We start from the raw sequence: 19,174 nt of genomic DNA, 5'->3' as shown, positions 1-19,174 counted from the left end.
ATGAAGGTGATCGTAAACGTAAGACTTAAAGAGGGCGTGCTCGATCCGCAGGGCAAGGCGGTCAAACACGCCCTCGCTTCGCTTGGATTTAGCGGTGTGCGAGATGTGCGCGTAGCCAAACAGATTGTCCTTGAGCTAGATGACGAGGATAGGGATAAAATTTATGCCGAAGTTGCCAAGATGTGCGATGAAATTTTGGCAAATACCGTCATCGAAGACTACGAGATCGTGATATGAAGGTAGCGATCGTAAATTTCCCCGGCACCAACTGCGAGCGCGACAGCAAATACGCCTTTGACGCGCTGGGTTGCGAAACGCAGATAATCTGGCATAAAGAAACCGACATAAACGCCGATCTGATCGTGCTTCCCGGCGGCTTTAGCCACGGAGATTATCTGCGGACGGCGGCTATTGCCAAATTTAGCCCGGTGATGAAGGCGGTTCTCGCTCATGCTGCGCGCGGCGGCTATATCTTAGGCATCTGTAATGGCTTTCAGATGCTTTTGGAGTTAGGCTTGCTCGCAGGCGCGATGAATAAAAATATAAATTTAAGCTTCATATCAAAATTCCACCATCTGCGCGTCGTTTCAAACGATAATAAATTTCTGCACTGTTGCGATAAGGGCGAAATTTTAAATATCCCGATCGCGCATGGCGAGGGCAACTACTATGCGCCTGCAGATACGCTAAAGTCGCTATACGACGAGGATTGCGTGCTGTTAAAATATTGCGACGCAAACGGCGCGGATCTAAATCCGAACGGCTCAGTGGACGCAATCGCCGGGATTTGTGATAAAAACAAAAAGATTTTCGGCCTGATGCCGCATCCTGAGCGCGCGATAGAGCCTATTTTGGGCGGCACGGACGGAGAGAAAATGCTAAAAGGCTTAATTTGCTAAAAAAATTTTTTGCCATTCTGGGCGTGTGCGCGATCGCTTTTGCGGCGCCAGAGATTGAGATCGATTCGCTCGACGATCTAAGTAAATACGCGCCGAAAAAAGCTGAGGATAAGCCCGACGAGCCGCAGACACGCGATAATTCCAAGGTGATGCTGAAGTATAATAAAAAAGAGGTTATGTCGATGGATAATCTAAGCATCGACGATCTTAAGGCTCTGGCGCCTACTAACGAAGTCGATCTGGACGTATCCGACGATAAGGTCTATCAGGACATTAAGCCCAAGGAGCTTACGCTAAAAGCCAGCGGGATGCCTAGGAAGGTGTATTGTAATCAAATTTTTAAGATTGATTTCGCCGTATATTTGGGGCAGAAAATCACCGTTAAGCCAAAGCTAGAGATCAGCCGCACCAATGGTATGAAGTGGCTTAATGCCGACAATCTTACGTGGATTGAGGGTGACGAGATGTTTGAGACGACGCTGTGGTTTGCAGCAAGCGATAAGAGCGACAAAATCAATGAGCTCGTTTTGACGCTGCAGCGCAACGGAGAATTCTTTGAAAAAAGCTCTATCAAACCTGATAATCCGGAATTTATGAAGCTTGACACGAAGCCTAATTTTTCGCATATCGTAGCCGACGAGCTGAAACTTAAAAACTACAAAACTACCAAATTTGACGACGCATCGAATTTACTCACGCTCGATCTTGGTATCCGAAACGGCGCAATCAGCGCTTTTAGCATCGATAATCCAGCCATTATCAAGCAGGGCGTGGACTCCGTACGCGGCACATACGCAAGTCAGAGCGGATATTATTTCGCCGTCGTGGATAAAAATATCACAAATTTAGACTTCAGCTATTTTAATCTTAATACTAAAAAATTTGAAAATTTCGGGCTTGAGCTTAATCCGCGCGCCGAGGATCTTAGCACGCAGATCGGTCTGAATCCGAAAGAAAGCAAGTTCGAAGCCTATAAGCAGATCGCGATCTATACACTCGCAGCCGGGCTTTTGGTGATGTTTCTGCTTAGTAAAAATATCACGCCGCTCATCTTTGCGGTGCTGATTTTGGCGGTAAATTTCTACGCGCAAAGGCCATACGGCACGGGCAGCATCGCGCAAAATTCCCCGGTTAGAATTTTGCCTATGCAAAGCTCCACCGTGTTTTACGTGACTAAAAATCCCGAAAAGGTTGAAATTTTAGGCACGAATAAGGAATTTTATAAAATTATGCTGGGTGGCAACAAGATCGGCTGGGTTAAAAAAGATGAGCTTAGCAAGGATTAGAGCGTTATTTTATGCGATTTGGTTTATTTTTACCGTCGTTTGCGTCGTGATCGCCATGGCGGTGAAAAACTCCTCTCATCGCCGCTTCCGCCGCATTTGGGGGCGCTTCCAGCGCTATGGTATTGGATACGATATCCAGATCATAGGTACCCCCGATCCGCGCGCGCAGCTAGTAATCGCCAACCACCAAAGCATAATGGATATCGTCGTGCTCGAAGAAACCCATCCCGCCGATATCTGCTGGATCGCTAAAAAGGAGATCGCAGACATCCCTATCATCGGTAAAATCATCACTCTTCCGAAGATGATCCAGGTCGATCGCTCAAATCCGCGCGATCTGGTGCGGATCGTGCACGAAGTACAGCAGCGCGTGAGCGAAGGGCGCGTCATCACGATGTTTCCCGAGGGCACTAGACATCGCGGCACGCAGCTTTTGCAATTCCAAAGCGGTGCTAAAGCGATCGTTAGCAAGCTCGGTCTGCGAGTCCAGCCCGTGGTACTCATCGGCACGCAGCATATCGCAAACTCTCACGATTTCACCGTCCACAGCGGACACGTCAAAATCATCTACCTAGACCTGCTCGATACGAGCGATAAAGATTGGCTGCAGCACGCCAGAGAGGCGATGCAAGCCGTAATCGACGAAAACGAAACCGCCGAAGCATAGGCGGAATTCATAAATTTATCGATGAAATTCAAACGCGACTTTTGTTAATTCGCGCGATTTCTGTGCGCTAGCGCGTTTATTCGTCGCCTTGATTTGCAGCGGCGGAGTTTTTATAAATTTCATCCGCTCGTGCAGACGATGGAATTTAAAAATTTTATCCATGCGCAAGCCCGCGCGATTTTGAGCGGCTGTGAATGGAATTTAGCGGCGAATTATGGAGTTTTCATACGCGGTATGTGCGCGGCGAATGGCTAAATTTTAAAAATTTCACCCAAGCAGACGCGAGTTATCGGCAAGAGATAGGCAAGAAAACAGCGCCTGTATAAAAGCGAAATTTTAAAATTTACGCGGCGCTGTAAGATAGAGCTTAGCGTATATTTAGCCATTTGTGCGAATGGCTAAACGATTTGTCGCAAGAGCAAAGACGGCGGCAACCCGCAAGCAGTCTTAAAATTTTAAATTCTTAAGGAGGAGAGAATGGCGTTTGTTACAGAGCGTATTTCAAAAGAGGATATTGATAAATACGATTTACTAAAACCGTGCAATGAGATATGTGAAAAGTATCATCAAGTTAAGCTGGAATGGGCTATTCTAAATTCAAGAAGCTGGTGCATAGATCGAGAAAGAGGTATTTGGCTTTTTTCAGTGTGCAGTATCACTATCGGAGATCCGAGAGATATGGAATTTAGCGGTGAAGATATATGGCTTTTGCATTATAGAGGCAAAGATATAGAGATCGATTTAAGGAATATACATAACAAAAATACTAGTACGAAAATTACGGATAATCCGTTTAAAATAATCTATGAGCTAGAATCCATAAGAAGTGATATCGGGAATATACCAAAGCAAGAGATTGTAGATATTTTAAAAGAAATTCTAAATGAATATGGCGATGGAGTGTCTATTGTCCCTAAAGAAAATATTCAAGTAACTTTTATATCAAAAATTTAAAGTAAAGGATGAAATATGGGCTATACGGTAGAACAAGCAAATGCTGATTTAAAGAAATAGTAGATGATTAAACCGCCTGCGATTAAGAAAACTGTTTGCTTTATACCGATCATAAATATAGAGTCGATTTAAAATTTTATCGTCGCAATAGGATAAATTTTAAAACCTCATCCTCTTAAATCAGCGTCGGCTTTAGTTTGCGCGCCGAAAAGTCGGGCCTCTCGCCGCGAGCTAGAGCGATGAGCTCATCCGTCGTAATTATATAAAAGCCCGCGAGATCTCTACCGAAAAGCCTTTGGATTTCATCGCTTTTGCCGTCTAAAAAATCAAGCGCGAGCTTGGAATTTAGGAGCAAAAAATCGCTTCCGCTATCAAACGCGTCAAATAAAATTTCGCCCCCCAGCCGCAGCGCGCACTCCCGCTCCCGCTCGTATATCTGCGCTCCAAGCGGCGCGCCTTCGCAGCCAAAGTGCACGATCTGCGCGCCCAACCTGCTAGCGAGCTCCTCCGCAGCCTCGTCGTACCACACGGCGACGTTAAAGCCGCTAAAATCGTGCTTCGTGCCCGCTGCGTCAAATTCCGCCATGCTCTGCGCGCTCAAAATTTTATTACTGCGCGCAGGCTCAAATTTTAAAATATCGCAAAACGCCCTGTATGCCGCGCGGTCGTCAAACTCCATCCCCACGGCGTTGCACTTCGTAAAATACGCCATCTGCGGCTCGATGATCTCCAAAATCCTCATGCGCTCGCTCGGGTGCGTCTGCATCAGGCGGTGCGCGAAGATAAAGGCGCTGTTGCCCAAAAACTCCCGTGAGCATGCGGGGATTTTCGTCGAGTAAAAATAGGGCGCGAGGCTTTTGTAAAACTCGAAATCAGCAGCGTCCGCGATGCTCTCAAAGGCTTTAAATTTATCCAAAAACGCCCTCGGCTCGCAGCGCAGATCTTTAATCGACTCTTTTTCGCTAAGAGGCGAGATGATTAGCTCGCTTCCAAAGTGCGCTATAAGCGTATCTAGCGGCTCTTTTACGCTTACGGTGGTGCCGCCAATTTTTACAAATTTCACTCCCTGCACGCTAAAATAGGGATCGTGCGCGCAGATGTCGTCAAGCAGTGCCGCAAGATCGGCAAAGGGCGCGCTTTCATAAACATAGGGCTTGAAGTAGCTTGCGACGTCGCAGCGAGGATCGAAGCGAAAGAGCCTGATTTGAAGCATTTTTCATCCTTTTTTATGGCGAATGATACTAGAATTTGCCTTAATAATGAGTTTTTTAGGCTCAATTTTATAAAATTGCGCCTTAGATTAACGCAAAGGCCGGCTATGAAAAATTTATACACCCTAAATCACGCGCCGATAAATGCGCATTTTAGTAAAAACTCAAGCGATTTCGTCGTGCGCGAAGTGCCGCTTTACGAGCCTAGCAATGAGGGCGAGCACTGCATTTTGCTGCTGCAAAAAAAGGGCATCAGCACGCACGAGGCGTTGCGGATTTTAAGCGAACACACGGGCGCTAAGATGCGCGAGTTCGGCTACGCGGGACTTAAAGATAAACAAGGCCTTACGACGCAGCACGTTAGTATTCCAGCTAAATTTGAGCCCGCGCTGGGCGGATTTTCGCACGAAAGCCTTAAAATTTTAAGCGCGCAAAGGCACAAAAACAAGCTTAAAATCGGCCATCTTAAGGGCAACGACTTTTTCATCCGCCTAAAAAAGGTCCTACCGCCCGACGCCGTCAAGCTCGCAGCCGCGCTAGATACGCTAGAGCGCGAGGGCTTTGCGAACTACTTCGGCTATCAACGCTTCGGCAAGTTCGGCGACAACGCAGCTCAGGGCGAGGAGGTGCTGCGCGGACAGAGGCGGCTTAAAAACCCCAAAATGCGCGACTTTTTAATCAGCGCCTATCAGAGCGAGCTTTTTAACTGCTGGCTTAGCAAGCGGGTCGAAATTTCAAAATTTGCGGCGGAATTTAGTCTTAGGGAGTTTGCTAAAATTTACGGACTAAGCAAGGAGGAGGCGCGCGAGATCGCGGCTCAGCCGCAGTTTTTTAAACTTTTAAGAGGCGAGATTTTAGGACACTTCCCGCACGGCGCGTTTTTTGGCTGTGACGATCTTGGCGCTGAGTGCGAGCGGTTTGCGAGGCGAGAAATCACGAGCGCAGGCCTTATCGCGGGGCGAGCTAAGCTGCGAGCTAGCGGGCTTGGCGGCAGATTTGAAGATGAAATTTTCGCGCCTGCTCGCGAGTTTGAGGCACAGATGAACGGCTCGCGCAGATTTGCGTGGAGCTTTATGGAGCGCGTGCAGCACGCCTACGATGCGCAAAATGCGCATTTTAGCTTCAGTTTTTACCTGCCGAAAGGCTCTTACGCGACGGTCGTTTTGGAAGAAATTTTGCACCGAGATATATTCGAGGGCGCCGCGACAGACGAGGATTGAGCCGCATCGCGCGCTGTAGGGTAAGGACTCACGCGTCCCATGTCATGCCACGTCAAACCGCGCCGTAGAGTAAGGTTCGCACCACATTTAGGCTACGTCGTAGCGCACTGCACCGCGCTGCAGAATAGGGCTCACGCCACGCCACGCTCCACGTCAAACCACGCCATATCGCGCGAAATTTTACGGAATTTTAGAGCTTGGCTGCGTGGATTTAAATTCGCGCGGTAGAAAAATTTTATAAAATTTCGTGAGATTTCATCGCAGAAAGCGCGCCGCTTTGTCTAAGCCATAGAATTAAAATTTAAAATTTTATTCGGCTCGGCCGTAGATGAAATTTTATAAAATTCTATTTCGCGACGATCTGTTTTGCCGCACCGAAATTCCGCAGCGGCGCGGATTAGGCGCTAAAATTCCACTCTCACGCCGTAAAATTCCGCGAGCCCTGAAGTTTAAGCCAAAAAAGCTATAATTGCGCTCGGGTGTGGCGTGCGGTCGCTCCGCAAGGAGAGGAAAGTCCGAGCTGCGATAAGACAAGGTTGCGTCTAACGGACGCCGGGGGCAACCCTAGGGAAAGTACAACAGAAAGCAAACCGCCGCGCAAGCGGTAAGGGTGAAAGGGCGGGGTAAGAGCCCACCGCGCGCGTGGAGACACGGGCGGCAATGCAAACCCAACCTGCAGCAAGAACGGGTGGTTTCGTCTTATATTCGAACCGTTCGCTCGAACCGATTTGCAAAAATCGGTCTAGATAAATGACCGCTGTAACGGAACTCGGCTTATAACCACACCTATTTTTACACCGAATTTATTTACTTGAAACAAGGAAAAAATTTTGAAAAGCTTAATTTTATGCAGCGCGCTTTATGCCGTCGTTTTAGGGCTCGGAGGCTGCGCGAGGAGTGCGGGCGCTGATAAATCTATAATCTTGCAAGGCGACGCTCACAATCGCGCTTGTGCAGAGGTTTATGAGCGCTATAAAGAGCTAGAGGCGAAGCTTTTGGCGGTCGAGGATCGATACGCAAACCCAAGCGTTGCGAACGATTATATACAGAATTACGACGAGTACGAGCGCACCATTGCCTACTACAATAAAAATTGCGCGACCGATAAATAAGTGGTGCGGATTTGGTGCGGTTATACGGCTGTAACGCAGCGGCGCAAAACGCTTAAAAATTTTATAAAATCACTAAAAACTATTGAAAATTTTGCGCGAGGCAAAAAAAGCATCTAAAATTTATTACGCACGTTTGGATCTAGCTATGCAAAGTCGCGGCGTGGAGCATGGGCACGATGCCTATTCATGCCCGTATTTAGTTTGGCGCGTCAAGGTTGCAGTAAATCGTATGACGACACCACATACTCCGCATTAGCTAAAGGGCGCGCGATTTATTAATTGGATCGGCGCTAAGCCTTGAAATCGCGAAGCCGCGCTCAAAAAATTCCACCGTGCGAATTTGAATTAGCGGCTTAAAGTGTCAAAGCAATACCCCAAAATTTAGCCGCGAGTCGGACGACGAACGATTTATTAATCGGATCGGCGTAAAGTCGCACCAAAAATTCCGTCAAATGGAGTTGGTTGCTGTGCCCGTTTATGCGTCCACTAAAGCCTTGTAGCCTTAAAATTCCGTCGCATAGATTTGATCGGCGCCTAGGCACTTGGATCGATCATAAAATCAGGTATCAAAAATCCTATTACTCAGTTTTGATCTGCTGCGCGATTTTCGAGGCGTATAAGGGTGGTAAAACGAGATCATTAGCGCAGTATTAAGGTACGGCGTAATTTTTTCGCTTACGCATGCGGCTTTTAGGCGCTCGGTAATTCCAGTTTACGCGCAGAATTTAGACATGCGGTTATTTTGGATTTCAGAGGTGAGCTTTGGAATTTTTAGCGAGAAAGCTTTTTTTGGCAGGTTTGCGGTGCTATAGCTTTGATTTTTGCCGAGAAATTTTAGAATTTTATGATTTTGCAAGAAAATTTTGTGTGTTTTGGCGCCGCGTTGAACTTAAAATTTCATCTTGCCGCCGCGTAAGATTGCGCGTCCAATCTTTCTGTTTTTTTAAATACGACGTATGTTTTGAGATTCGCGTCCGTTTTTAAAATTTTACTCCGAATAAACGCCGAATTCACAAAATGAGCCGCCCGGCGATAATTTTAGAAAGCCGTGCAAGCCTACAATGCAAAAGCAAAGCTTTATGAGAAGCGGAACCTAAGGCGCCTTTACCGATAATTTAGCCGCTCAAAATGCCGCGACTTTAAAATTTAGCGAGTTAAATTTTAAAATTTATGCCACTTGCTGTGGCTGGTAAAATTTCGCGAGCTAAATTGCGCTGAAATTTTACGAACGGCGACAAAAACTATTCGGCGTAGAATTTTATTCAGCTTGCTTATGCGGAGCGAGGGTTTGGGCTTGCAAGTAACCGCGGTTTTTGCTTTACGCTCGCACCAACCGTCCAAAGTAAGCGCGATGTTTATCTTGGCTACGCTTTAATGCGCGAGGTTTTTGTGTCGCCGTAAAATACAAATTTACAAGCTTTTGGGATTGTAGATTAATTTTGCGCGCTTGCAGATCGCTTTTGAAATTTTGTCAAAATCTGAATTTCTATCCGTGCAATGCCCATAAATTTCTTAGCGTCAAACGGCTAATCCTGCTCGCAGCGCTGCTGTTTGAAATTCATAGTGCCTGTAAGCCGCTTTTTAAAGTTTCGCCAAAATATGAAATTTCGCTCATGAATCATGAATTCTGACTCTGAAATGTAGAATTTTGCCTGCAACCGCAAATTACGTACGCAATAATGTGGCGTCAAATTTTATTTCGGTATAGCAGCGCTGAATTTCTTGGGCGGAAAGCGTATCGATTGATCTTGCCACATCGTGATGAGGGCGTGCGTTTAATGCTTGAGCGGATTGAATTAGCTCGCGCGTCCATGAAATTTAGCCGATCAAATTTTATGCGCGTCAGACAGCCTTGGAATTCTGCTTGCTCGCGTAACAAATCCATTAAGCTGAGTTTTAAATTCTGTCTATCTGCCTCAAATGGAAATTTTATCTGCAAAATAGGCGAAGTGCAAATTTAATTTGAATGCCACTCGCCCACCCGTGGAATTCCGCCGCGTTATAAGCTTGCTAAAGTACTCCAAGCTGCATTGTACGCTACGGTTTGCCCACCTTACAGCTCGCTAAAACGCTCAAAGCGGGCTTTTAGAGATTTTGCATTTTTGTTTAAAAGCTCCGCTTGTGCAGCGAGCTTATCCGCGTATGTTTGAAGCGCCGTCGCATACTTAGCATGCGTCTCAAAGTCCGATTTTAGCGCGTAAATTTCATCTTTTACCGATTTTATATTTTGCGCGAGCGCCTCGTCTTTTACGAAGGTGCGGATCGTGCCTAAAAGCGCCAGTAGCGTCGTGGGTGATGCCGCAAAAATGCCGATTTGCGCGCAGTATTCAAGCACCTGCGGCAGCTTCTCGCAGACGTAGACGAAAACCGCCTCACTCGGCACGAATAGCACCGCAAACTCCGTGCTAAGAGGCGGTATGATGTATTTCTCCGCGATATCTGCGGCATGCTTTTTCATATCTGCGGCGAGTTGCTTATCCGCGCTAGCAAGCGCTGCGGCGTCGTTTGAGGCGGAGGCGGCGATAATTTTTTCATAGCTTTGAAGTGGGAATTTTGAGTCGATACAAAGAATTTTTTCTTTTGCGATATGTAGCGCGCAGTCTGCGATCCTGCCGTTTGGTAGGTGCTTTTGCAGCTCGTAAAATGCGGCGTTTTGCCCGTAAATCATCGATAAAATTCTCTCTAATCGGTACTCGCCGAAGTTGCCGCGCAGCTTGACGTTGCCTAAAATCGAGTTTAGCCTTGCGATTTCGTCACGCACCTGAAGCGAAGTCTTATTTTGCTCGCTCATTCGCGCTAAATTTTCCGCTATGTCCTTAAAGCCGCGATCCAGCGAGCTTAAATTCTCGCTAAGCGCGCTATTTTGGCGCTGCAAACCCTCGCCTAGGGATCTATTAAGATAATAGAGCTTATCGTTAAAGCCGTCGTTTAGGCTTTGATTTAGCTTAAAAAGCTCGGCACTTGCTCTTGCACTTTGAGCCGTAAGTTTCTCGCCCAAAAACTCGCTAAGCGCAGAGTTTGCATCGCTTATGCGGCGGTTTTGCAGCACGAGCGCGATTAGCAGGGCAAGCACTAGCGCAGCAAAAAACGCAAACGTCGCGAGTAAAATCCCATCAGCGCCCATTTTCTTGCACACTTTGCGGATCTAAAATTTCATTTTTGTAGCGTAGATATTCGATGTCGTTGTTAAGCGCGCGATTTTCCTCAAGCAAAACCTCGTGTTTAGTGCGAAGCGCGGCGATGTCGCGGCTGATATAATAAATTTCGTTGCGGATGTAAATCGCCGGCACCGTCAGCAAAAACGCAAATCCGATCAGCAGATAAACGACTAAAAGCTGATAAAGCGTGAGATTTTTCTCCTTTTTTTTCTCGGCATCGTAGTTGCGTAGTAGCTCGTCTTGTGCGCCAGCAAAACTGCCATAGCTGCGCCCTGCGGCAAGGCTTGCATAATCATACGTGCCCAGATCTGCGTAATTTTGATTTTGTGTACCTGTAAAGTTCGCACCCACAAACGCCACATAATCCACCTTGCCGGTAAAATTGGCACCTACAAAATCGCCGTAGCTCGCTCCGCTGGAATTATCGCTGCCGCGATTGGCTGAAAGATTTGCGTCGTCGCGTCCTTTTAATTTTACTTTGTTGCTTTTATTAAATTTTGTTCCGCCGCTTTCGGAATTTAGATAGTTTTGGGTATTTGTAAAGCCTGAACTTTCGAATTCCAAGCCGGTAAAATCGTCGTAACCGCCCGCTGCGCCCGCGTAGTTTCGTTTTACGGAAAGATCCGCGGCAAGCTTATCCTCTAGCTCCTCATCCGTCAGATCCTCCATAGCTCGTCTTTTCGCAAGCTCTATGCCCGCTAGATCGGATGTTCCTGCGAAGTCGTGCCCGTCATCGTCGTCGGCAAAATATTCATATTTATTCATCTAAAATCTCCATAAATTTAAAACCACGATCCTATCTTTACTCGCCGCCAAGGTGCCTGCGTCAAGATAAATTCAGCTCGAAACCCGCAACTCGCGTGCACTCAGCAAATAGCCGTTAAGATAAAATTTAAAAGCCAAAGTTACGAGCAAAATTCTTCTTTGTAATTTTACCTCGGTAAATGGAATTTTATCTTAACTCGCCAAATTCTATCTCGGCCAGCAAAATCAAAATTTCACTTTAACGGGCTATTTCGTTTATTTGGCTGGCTCTTTGCACGATATTGTATAGCAGCGGAAGCTTCAAAAGAAGCATCGCGTTAATTTTGCTCGCCTTTTGCACCGCCTGCTTGGGAAAATTCGCTTTGGTGGGTAAAAATCGAGCTCACTTTACCGAGATTGACTATTTATAAAATTTTGTCAAATCATCTGAAAAACCGCTTAAAATTTTTACTGCGTCTTCGATGCGCCTTAAAACGCTAAGCGAAGGATATCGCTTGCAAGATAGGCTTTATCATCTAAAAGGTCAATGAAACTACTGCTCGCTTACAAAATTTCGTTAAAGCAAAGAATGAGATTCGACGTTACGCCGCTTGCTTTAGGCGCCAAATTTTAACTCTCACTCTGTTTTGTATCTATGCTGCCACTTAGTTTTTAAAATATGCAGCAGTCAATAAATCTCATAAAATTATACATTAAATTTAGCGTAAAATTAAACGTTAAATTTAATGATTTAGACATTGCGCGTTTGAAATAACGCTGAAAATATCATAAATTCTAAAGCGAATCTTTGAAAGCTGAATTTTAAAATTCCATAAAATTTTAAAATTTAATGCCTGCAAATCTATAAATTTTACAAAATTTCGTCAAAATTTAAAATTCATAGCAAGCAAAGGCGGTTATTTCAGTCGAAAAATTCTTAGCTTTGCGCTCGCTGCTCGCGAGTTTTGCGCGAGTTCCTGCGCATCTGCCGTTATAGGGCTTTTGGTTAGGATTTTGCCTAACGAATGCCCGCCGCCGCATTCGCAGCGCATAAACTCGCTAGGGCAGACGCAATCGCGCTCCCACGCTCTAAATCGCTCCTTTACTATGCGGTCTTCAAGCGAATGAAACGAGATTATAGCGACAGTTGCATTAGTTAGAATTGAATCACGCGATTTTTGCTCAATGAGCGCGAGCAGGCGCTTTAGTTCGCCGAGCTCGTTGTTTACCTCGATGCGGATCGCCTGAAATGCTAGCGTAGCCGTGCTGATGCTGCGCCCTTTAACGGGCTTCGTTCCGATTAAATTTGCCAAAGCTTTGGCGCTTGTTAGCGGTGCGTTAGTCCGAGCAGTAGCTATTTTAGCAGCGATTGCGTTAGCATTTGTTAGCTCACCGTATTCGCGGAAAATGCGCGCTAGATCCGCTTGCGAGTAGCTGTTTACGACATACGCCGCATCTAGCGCTGCGCCTGCATCCATTCGCATATCCAGCGCGTCGCTTTTAGTGGAAAAGCCGCGGCAGTTTTTATCCAGCTGAAGAGATGAAACGCCGATGTCGGCTAATATCCCGCGAACTGCGCGGAGCTTTTGCTCGGGCAGAATTTCTAAAATTTCGCTAAATTTTGCTTTGTGAATTTCTATGCGATCTTTAAATTTACTAAGCCGCTCGCGCGAAAATTCTATCGCTTCGGCATCTCTGTCGCAAGCGATAAGCTTAAGACGCGGATTAGCGGTCAAAATACCCTCGCTGTGCCCTCCATAGCCTAGCGTGCAGTCTAAAACATAGCCATCTTCTAGCCCGGCAAAAGCTGCGATCGTCTGCGAAAAAAGAACGGGAATATGTGGAGCTTGCACCTGAATTTATCCTTTTGAAATTTCTAGTACTATATAATAGCGAAATTTTTTACAAAGGCGAGAGATGGACGAGTATTATTATGAAATTTTACGCAAAATTTCGCTTTCGATGTTTAGAGATAGGCTTTTTGGGATCTTTCACGGCTCGATTTCAGCAAAAATTAAAGAAAATCAGTTCTTGATCAACAAAAAAGACGCGATTTTCGATAGCCTGGATAGGGATGATTTTATAACGCTGTTTTCAAAAAAAGACTACCGCTGGCAAGATGCTAGCATCGATAGCGACATACATATAAATATCTACAAAAATATAAAAGAGGCGAAATTCGTAACCTACGCGACACCGCCGTATCTGGTCGCATATACGCTGGAGCATGATTTTATTTTGCCGCGAGATTACTTTGGGGTGAGCAAATTTAGGCGCATTGAAATTTACGATCCTAAGAACTACGACGACTGGCACGAGCGCGCGCCGTATGAAATTTGTAACTATATGATAAATGAAAATAGCGATATAATGGTGATTCGCGGCTATGGGGTTTTTGCCCATGCAAGGAGCGCGCAGCAAATGGCGAAAAAAATAGCGATTTTAGAAATGAGTTCAAAGCTGCTTTTGCTAAGCTAAGATTAATGTATACCAAATCATTTACTAACGCGTTATAATTCGCTAAAAATGCCTATTTTTCAGCCTTACATAAGGTTTTATCTGTATAATTACTAACAAAAAATTTCTTTAGTTAGCTATTTAAGGATTTAGATGATAGAATGGATGCAAAAGCATAAGAAGTCGCTTATACCGACGATCTGGATAAGCACGATAGCTTTCGTGGGCGCAGGCTTCGTCGGCTGGGGCGCATATGATATGAATGCTAACCGCGCAGGCTCAATCGCTAGAGTAGGGCAGATTTCCATAACCAATCAAGAACTAAACACAAAATACTCCGAACTATACAACAGGCTGAGTGCTATGAGCGATGGGCAATTTACTCAAGAACAAGCCAAAAATATGCATCTAGATCAGATCGCAGTAGATCAGCTAATCGGCGAGGCATATTTTCTAAATTTTGCTAAAGATTTAGGCATTCAGGCTAGTGATAAAGATGTGGCGGAATTTGTGCTAAACTCGCCGAATTTCCAAGAAAATGGCGCATTTAGTAAGGAACTTTACGATAATGTCGTAAGGAATTCAGGACTTACTAAAAAGGAATTTGAGCGCAATCTACAAAAGGTCCTAACTTTAGAAAAGCTCGGCAAAGCACTAAAAATAACGCCTAGCCCTAAGATCGTAGAAGCATTTGCAGCATCACAGCTGATGCAGGATAAGGTTTCTGCAGAGATAATCTACGCCGATGCTAACGTCACTTTTAACGACGACGAGCTAAAGAAATTTTGGGAAGGCGAGAAATCACATTTTATGACTGAGAAAAAATATACTCTCGGAGCATATTTTGTGGCGCCTAGTAAAGCCGACGTGAATGAGACCGAACTAAGTAAATTTTATGAAGAACACAGAGGCGAGTATAGAAGCCTAGATGATAAATTATTGGATTTTGCAGAGGCTAAACCTAACGTCTTAAAAGATTACCGAATGGATCAGGTTAAAAAAGACGCTACAAAGGATTATCTGGAGATCAAAAAAGGCAAGCTCGATACTAATGAAACTATAGTCGCTACGGCTAGCAATTTTCCAGTATCTGAGATTGAGGTCGCAAAGCCAGGAGATGTCATCAAGCCTTTCGAGTACAAAGGCGGATATTTGATTGCTAAACTAAACGGTGTAGAGCAGCCTAGGCAGATGAGCTTTGAAGAGGCTAAGTCTTTGGCTTCTAAAGAATTTGAAACAAAAAAACGTAAAGAGCTACTTGAAAAAAGAGCTCAAGATGCACTTAAAAATTTCAAAGGCGAAGATTTCGGCACGCTATCTCTTAATAGTAAAAACAACACCAAGCTAAGCGATGATGAATTTTATAAATTTCTTATCGATATGTTTAATAAGCCTGCCAAAGAAGGGATAGTGATGTTTGATAATAAAGCCGTAGTGTATAAAATTTTACAGCAGAGCCTAGGCAGCAGCGAAGAGATAGATAAAGAAAAAGCGATCGTAGCCGATAGGATAACCGCGTTATTAAATTCCAATCTACAAGACGATCTAACCAAAATGCTAGAAAAGCGCTATAAAACCGAAAGATATTTTAAAGGTAAAGACAGTGAGTGAGTATATTTTAGGTCTAGATATAGGCTCAACTAAAATTCGCGCGATAATCGCTAAAAATGATGGCATTTTTACGGTCTTAGGCGTTGGCGGAGCCGATACTTTAGGTATCAAAAAGGGCGTCATAACAAACATAGAGCAAGCCGCGGGCTCAATAAAACAGGCGGTGAAAGCAGCAGTAAAAGGCGCTGGTAGAAGCTACGATAAAGCCATTATATCGATCTCTGGCTCATATGCCAAAAGCGTTAAATCTCGCGGCGTCATAACCATGGAAAATGAGATCGGACTAGATGAAATAAAGCGTGCCATGCAGGTTGCCGAAGCTCAGGCTAACGTGCCTAGCGATAGCGTAATCTTGCATGTGCTTCCGTATGATTTTAGGGTTGATGAGCAGGAACACATCGAAGACCCCCTCGGTATGAGTGGTACCCGCCTGGAGGTATCTACGCATATCGTCATCGCTCCCGAAAGCTCGATTAAAAATTTGAAAAAATCCGTAGAGATGGCGGGCGTAAAGGTAGATAACATCGTCCTTTCAGGCTACGCATCATCCATATCTACGCTTAGCAAGGACGAAAAAGAGCTAGGTGTCGTACTGATTGACATGGGCGGCGCTACATGTGATATAGTCATCCATCTGGGGAATTCCTTGCGTTATAACGATGTTGTGATGTTTGGCTCTAATAACGTTACTAACGATCTATCGCGCGCTCTGCACACGCCGCTTCCATATGCGGAAAACATAAAGATCACCTACAACGATCTAATTAATCAAGGCAATAGCGAAGTTGAATTGCCTGCTTTAGGCGATAGCGAATCGGAAAATCACATAATAAGCCTTGAGATCATCTCTCAAGTCATCCTCGCTCGCGTTAAAGAGACCTTCGATATGATAGCCGATAAGATCGAAAGAAGCGGCTATAAAGACCGCATAGGCGCGGGTATCGTCATCACGGGCGGTATGGCGAAGCTAGACGACGTGCGCGATTTGGCGGCGATAGTTTTTGATAACACTTCCGTTAGGGTCGCAAGAGCAAAGAGCGTGGGCGGCCTACACGAGATCGCCGACGATATTTCAAATTCTTGCGCACTAGGACTTTGCATGTATGGCTTCGGCGAATTCACTCCTTACGAGATGGACTCTAACGGCAAACTCCGCTACAAAGACGAAGTTATAAACAAGGCTCCGAAACGAAATGTGAACGAATATTATGAAAAAGAGGTCAGCAAGGCGATAGAAAAAGAGGGTGTCAGAACGGATAGCGGTGCGGCTAAGAAGGAGGATCTAAATATCCAACTTCCCAAAAAAGACGGACAGAATTTTTTCAATAAAATTTGGTCGTCTATGAAAAATTGGTTTTAAATTTTAAGCTAAGGAGATACTCGTGAAAGGATATAGTATGGAAGAAAGAAAGGGCATCTACGGTGCCAAGATGAAGGTTATCGGCGTCGGCGGCGGCGGATGCAACATGATAAATCATATGATTCGCGAAGGATTTACCAAAACCGATGTTGAGCTTATGGTGGCTAACACCGACGCGCAGGCGTTAGAAAAGTCGATCGCAAATACTAGAATTTTACTAGGCGAAAACACCACCAAAGGCCTTGGCTGCGGTATGGATCCGGCGCTTGCTAAGATGGCTGCGGAGGAGAACTACGACGATCTTAAGGACCGCTTGGACTACTCCGATATCGTTTTTGTGGGCTCAGGTCTAGGCGGCGGTACCGGCACGGGCGCTGCGCCTATCGTAGCTAAAGCTGCGAAAGAGAAAAAAGCGTTAACTATCGGCGTCGTTACTACCCCTTTCGGTTTTGAGGGTAAAAAGCGTATGCGACTAGCGCAGGAAGGCCTTGAAGAGCTTAAAAAAGAGTGCGATTCCATAATCGTTATCCCAAATCAAAATTTATTGAAGATCATCGATAAAAAAACCGGCCTAAAAGATGCCTTTAAGATCGTAGATAATGTCCTATTCCAAGCCGTAAACGGTATGATCTCCGTGATCTTAGAATCCGGCGATAGCGATATCAATGTCGATTATGCTGACGTTAAAAAGGTAATGACGCACCGCGGCCTAGCGCTGATGGGTATCGGCGTTAGCGAAGGCGACGGCGCGGCGGAGGAAGCGTTAAAAAGCGCGATCCAATCTCCGCTTTTGGATAATACCTCCATTCACGGCGCTATGGGCGTGTTGGTGCATTTTAAGATGTCGCCTGATTGCTCCTTGCTTGAGATCGAATCCGCGATGAATATCATCGAAGATACCGTGGATAAGGATGCCGACGTTACCTGGGGCACCACCACAGATCCTAAGATGGAAAACAACCGCGTCGAGGTTACTCTCATCGCCACCGGTTTTGAAAGGAGCATCGAGGAAAAAAAGCAGGTCGCCAGCGATAACGTAGCGGATCGCAGAAAGGCGCTTTTAGAGAGTATGGGTAGAAATTCTATCTTTTCTAGACAAAAGGTAAGTAGCGGCGATTTTAATGGAGACGAAACCTACGACGAGCTCGACGAGCCCGCATTTCTACGCAACCAGATGGACTAAATGCGCAGACGAGATAGGCAGCTAAGCGAAGATGAGGCGTTAAAAATCATCGACGAGAGCGAATACGCTACGCTTAGCTGCATAGACGATAGCGGCGAAATTTTTAGCGTGCCTATCTCGCCCGTGCGCGATGCAGACGTTATTTATATCCACGGCGCGCCTGCCGGTACAAAGGCGAAACTCTTTCAAAATGGACGCGCGGTAACGGCGGTTTTTGTTAGCTACAACCGCGTTCCTACCCCAAGCGACGAAGAATACCGATCTATCGCAAACGACGCTGCCGCTTTAGGCTCTAGAGTTTATACGACGGAGTACCGCAGCGCGATCGCCGTTTGCGAAGCAAACGAAGTGTTAGATGACGAGCGTAAAATTTACGCCCTGCGGATACTATGCGAAAAATACACCCCAAACTATATGTCGCGCGTGGAGTTTGCCTCCAGAGCATCATTAAAGCGCACGAAAGTGTATGAGCTTAAAATAAAATCCGTAACCGCAAAGGCTAAAATTTTATATAATTAAATTTAAGAAATCTAAATTTAAATTGCTTGATTTCTTAAAATTTCAAGTTCGAATGCTAGGCAAATTTTAATCTGAAATTTCGTATCGCCAAATTACAAAGCTTCTTGTGGGCGCGAGCATCGGCACCACTGCGGCGATCGTGCCGCTTACTATCGGCTCGGCACCCTTTATCGCGCGGCTCATCGAAAGCGCGCTACTGGAGGTCGATAGCGGCGTAATTGAGGCGGCGAAGAGCTTCGGCGCGAGCAAGACGCAGATTATCTTTCGCGTAATGTTCGTCGAGGCGCTGCCTAGCATCATCGGCGCGATTACTCTGACGCTTATCGTCATCATCGGATTTACGGCGATGGCGGGCACGGTCGGAGGCGGTGAGCTCGGCGACGTGGCGATCCGCTACGGCTTTCAGCGCTTCCGTCCCGATATAATGGCATACACCGTCGTGATACTGATCGTACTCGTGCAGATAATCCAAAGCATAGGAAATTTACTCTATAAAATTACGAAAAAGTAAGGGTATATGGACGGCGGAATTTTAGATGAAATTTTACCTGCTTTACTTTCGCTGTGAAATTCTGCTCTTGTTGTGGGATTTCATCTTTGCTTGAGATTCTACTCTTACTAGCGAGATTCGGCATTCGCTCGCAAGGCTTCGCTGCCGCTTATTTGATTGCACTCTTGCCGTAAAATTTTGCCGTAAATTTTGATCTGAAATTTTGTATTGCAAATTTTAAAACGGCATAGAATTTTATGAATTATCTTGCGGCGCTTGCGGTAAAATTTTATGCGGGCGGAT

Annotated in this window: 17 protein-coding genes, 1 other RNA gene and 1 pseudogene; 14 read left to right on the top strand and 5 right to left on the bottom strand. The window is 45.5% G+C overall.

Annotated features, from left to right (window positions below; genetic code table 11):
• The 4 genes from purS to Q0101_RS03495 are packed head-to-tail and all read left to right on the top strand — an operon-like array spanning position 1 to position 2,852.
• Positions 1 to 237: a phosphoribosylformylglycinamidine synthase subunit PurS gene (gene purS / locus Q0101_RS03510; RefSeq protein WP_297942375.1), complete on the top strand. Its 237-nt coding sequence runs from the start codon at positions 1 to 3 to the stop codon at positions 235 to 237.
• Positions 234 to 899, top strand: coding sequence for a phosphoribosylformylglycinamidine synthase subunit PurQ (gene purQ / locus Q0101_RS03505; protein ID WP_297942373.1), 666 nt, complete (start codon positions 234 to 236; stop codon positions 897 to 899). The genes purS and purQ overlap by 4 nt, the downstream gene beginning before the upstream one ends.
• The gene (locus tag Q0101_RS03500) at positions 893 to 2,185 is read left to right on the top strand and encodes an SH3 domain-containing protein (RefSeq protein WP_297942370.1); all 1,293 of its coding nucleotides are present in this window, start codon (positions 893 to 895) and stop codon (positions 2,183 to 2,185) included. The genes purQ and Q0101_RS03500 overlap by 7 nt, the downstream gene beginning before the upstream one ends.
• On the top strand, positions 2,166 to 2,852 hold the full coding sequence (locus Q0101_RS03495) for a 1-acyl-sn-glycerol-3-phosphate acyltransferase (protein WP_297894348.1): 687 nt from the start codon (positions 2,166 to 2,168) through the stop codon (positions 2,850 to 2,852). The genes Q0101_RS03500 and Q0101_RS03495 overlap by 20 nt, the downstream gene beginning before the upstream one ends.
• A 251-nt stretch (positions 2,853 to 3,103) precedes the next feature.
• On the opposite strand, the gene Q0101_RS03490 is transcribed toward Q0101_RS03495, so the two are convergent.
• Positions 3,104 to 3,238: a hypothetical protein gene (locus tag Q0101_RS03490; RefSeq protein ID WP_297942368.1), complete on the bottom strand. Its 135-nt coding sequence runs from the start codon at positions 3,236 to 3,238 to the stop codon at positions 3,104 to 3,106.
• 91 nt (positions 3,239 to 3,329) lie between these two features.
• On the opposite strand from Q0101_RS03490, the gene Q0101_RS03485 reads away from it, so the two are divergent.
• On the top strand, positions 3,330 to 3,806 hold the full coding sequence (locus Q0101_RS03485; protein ID WP_297942367.1) for a hypothetical protein: 477 nt from the start codon (positions 3,330 to 3,332) through the stop codon (positions 3,804 to 3,806).
• Between the two features lie 175 nt (positions 3,807 to 3,981).
• Here Q0101_RS03485 and Q0101_RS03480 read toward each other — a convergent pair whose 3' ends face one another.
• On the bottom strand, positions 3,982 to 5,019 hold the full coding sequence (locus Q0101_RS03480; protein ID WP_297942365.1) for a hypothetical protein: 1,038 nt from the start codon (positions 5,017 to 5,019) through the stop codon (positions 3,982 to 3,984).
• Positions 5,020 to 5,124: 105 nt separating this feature from the next.
• On the opposite strand from Q0101_RS03480, the gene truD reads away from it, so the two are divergent.
• From truD to Q0101_RS03465, 3 genes are all read left to right on the top strand, one after another.
• Positions 5,125 to 6,237: a tRNA pseudouridine(13) synthase TruD gene (gene truD, locus Q0101_RS03475; protein WP_297942362.1), complete on the top strand. Its 1,113-nt coding sequence runs from the start codon at positions 5,125 to 5,127 to the stop codon at positions 6,235 to 6,237.
• Positions 6,238 to 6,713: 476 nt separating this feature from the next.
• Positions 6,714 to 7,030, top strand: an RNA gene (gene rnpB / locus Q0101_RS03470) — RNase P RNA component class A.
• Positions 7,031 to 7,067: 37 nt separating this feature from the next.
• The gene (locus Q0101_RS03465; RefSeq protein WP_297942359.1) at positions 7,068 to 7,349 is read left to right on the top strand and encodes a hypothetical protein; all 282 of its coding nucleotides are present in this window, start codon (positions 7,068 to 7,070) and stop codon (positions 7,347 to 7,349) included.
• Between the two features lie 2,053 nt (positions 7,350 to 9,402).
• On the opposite strand, the gene Q0101_RS03460 is transcribed toward Q0101_RS03465, so the two are convergent.
• The 3 genes from Q0101_RS03460 to rsmH all read right to left on the bottom strand — a co-directional run bounded on the left by Q0101_RS03460 (position 9,403) and on the right by rsmH (position 13,104).
• Complete coding sequence (locus Q0101_RS03460; RefSeq protein WP_297942357.1) at positions 9,403 to 10,473, bottom strand: DNA recombination protein RmuC; 1,071 nt, start codon at positions 10,471 to 10,473, stop codon at positions 9,403 to 9,405.
• Positions 10,463 to 11,272, bottom strand: a complete 810-nt coding sequence (locus tag Q0101_RS10685; RefSeq protein WP_366939392.1) for a hypothetical protein — start codon at positions 11,270 to 11,272, stop codon at positions 10,463 to 10,465. The genes Q0101_RS03460 and Q0101_RS10685 overlap by 11 nt, the downstream gene beginning before the upstream one ends.
• Before the next feature lie 896 nt (positions 11,273 to 12,168).
• A complete protein-coding gene (gene rsmH / locus Q0101_RS03450) occupies positions 12,169 to 13,104 on the bottom strand; it encodes a 16S rRNA (cytosine(1402)-N(4))-methyltransferase RsmH (protein WP_297942354.1) in 936 nt (311 codons plus the stop codon).
• 64 nt (positions 13,105 to 13,168) lie between these two features.
• Here rsmH and Q0101_RS03445 point away from each other — a divergent pair, with 64 nt between their 5' ends.
• From Q0101_RS03445 to Q0101_RS03420, 6 genes and pseudogenes are all read left to right on the top strand, one after another.
• Positions 13,169 to 13,729, top strand: coding sequence for a class II aldolase and adducin N-terminal domain-containing protein (locus Q0101_RS03445; protein ID WP_297942352.1), 561 nt, complete (start codon positions 13,169 to 13,171; stop codon positions 13,727 to 13,729).
• A gap of 132 nt (positions 13,730 to 13,861) precedes the next feature.
• The gene (locus tag Q0101_RS03440) at positions 13,862 to 15,319 is read left to right on the top strand and encodes a peptidylprolyl isomerase (RefSeq protein WP_297942350.1); all 1,458 of its coding nucleotides are present in this window, start codon (positions 13,862 to 13,864) and stop codon (positions 15,317 to 15,319) included.
• Entirely contained in the window at positions 15,312 to 16,679 is a 1,368-nt protein-coding gene (gene ftsA / locus Q0101_RS03435) for a cell division protein FtsA (protein ID WP_297942348.1), read from the top strand. Before Q0101_RS03440 ends, ftsA begins: the two co-directional genes overlap by 8 nt.
• A gap of 22 nt (positions 16,680 to 16,701) precedes the next feature.
• Positions 16,702 to 17,862, top strand: a complete 1,161-nt coding sequence (gene ftsZ, locus Q0101_RS03430) for a cell division protein FtsZ (protein ID WP_040303139.1) — start codon at positions 16,702 to 16,704, stop codon at positions 17,860 to 17,862.
• A complete protein-coding gene (locus Q0101_RS03425) occupies positions 17,863 to 18,381 on the top strand; it encodes a pyridoxamine 5'-phosphate oxidase family protein (RefSeq protein ID WP_297942346.1) in 519 nt (172 codons plus the stop codon).
• A 91-nt stretch (positions 18,382 to 18,472) separates the two neighbouring features.
• Positions 18,473 to 18,892, top strand: a pseudogene (locus Q0101_RS03420) (methionine ABC transporter permease); the annotation flags it as partial.
• Positions 18,893 to 19,174: the final 282 nt, after the last annotated feature.

It is taken from the genome of uncultured Campylobacter sp. (assembly GCF_937921625.1).
Classification (GTDB): Bacteria; Campylobacterota; Campylobacteria; order Campylobacterales; family Campylobacteraceae; genus Campylobacter_B.
The sequence above is the reverse complement of the archived record's forward strand: the minus strand, read 5'-3'. Positions and strand labels throughout refer to the sequence as shown.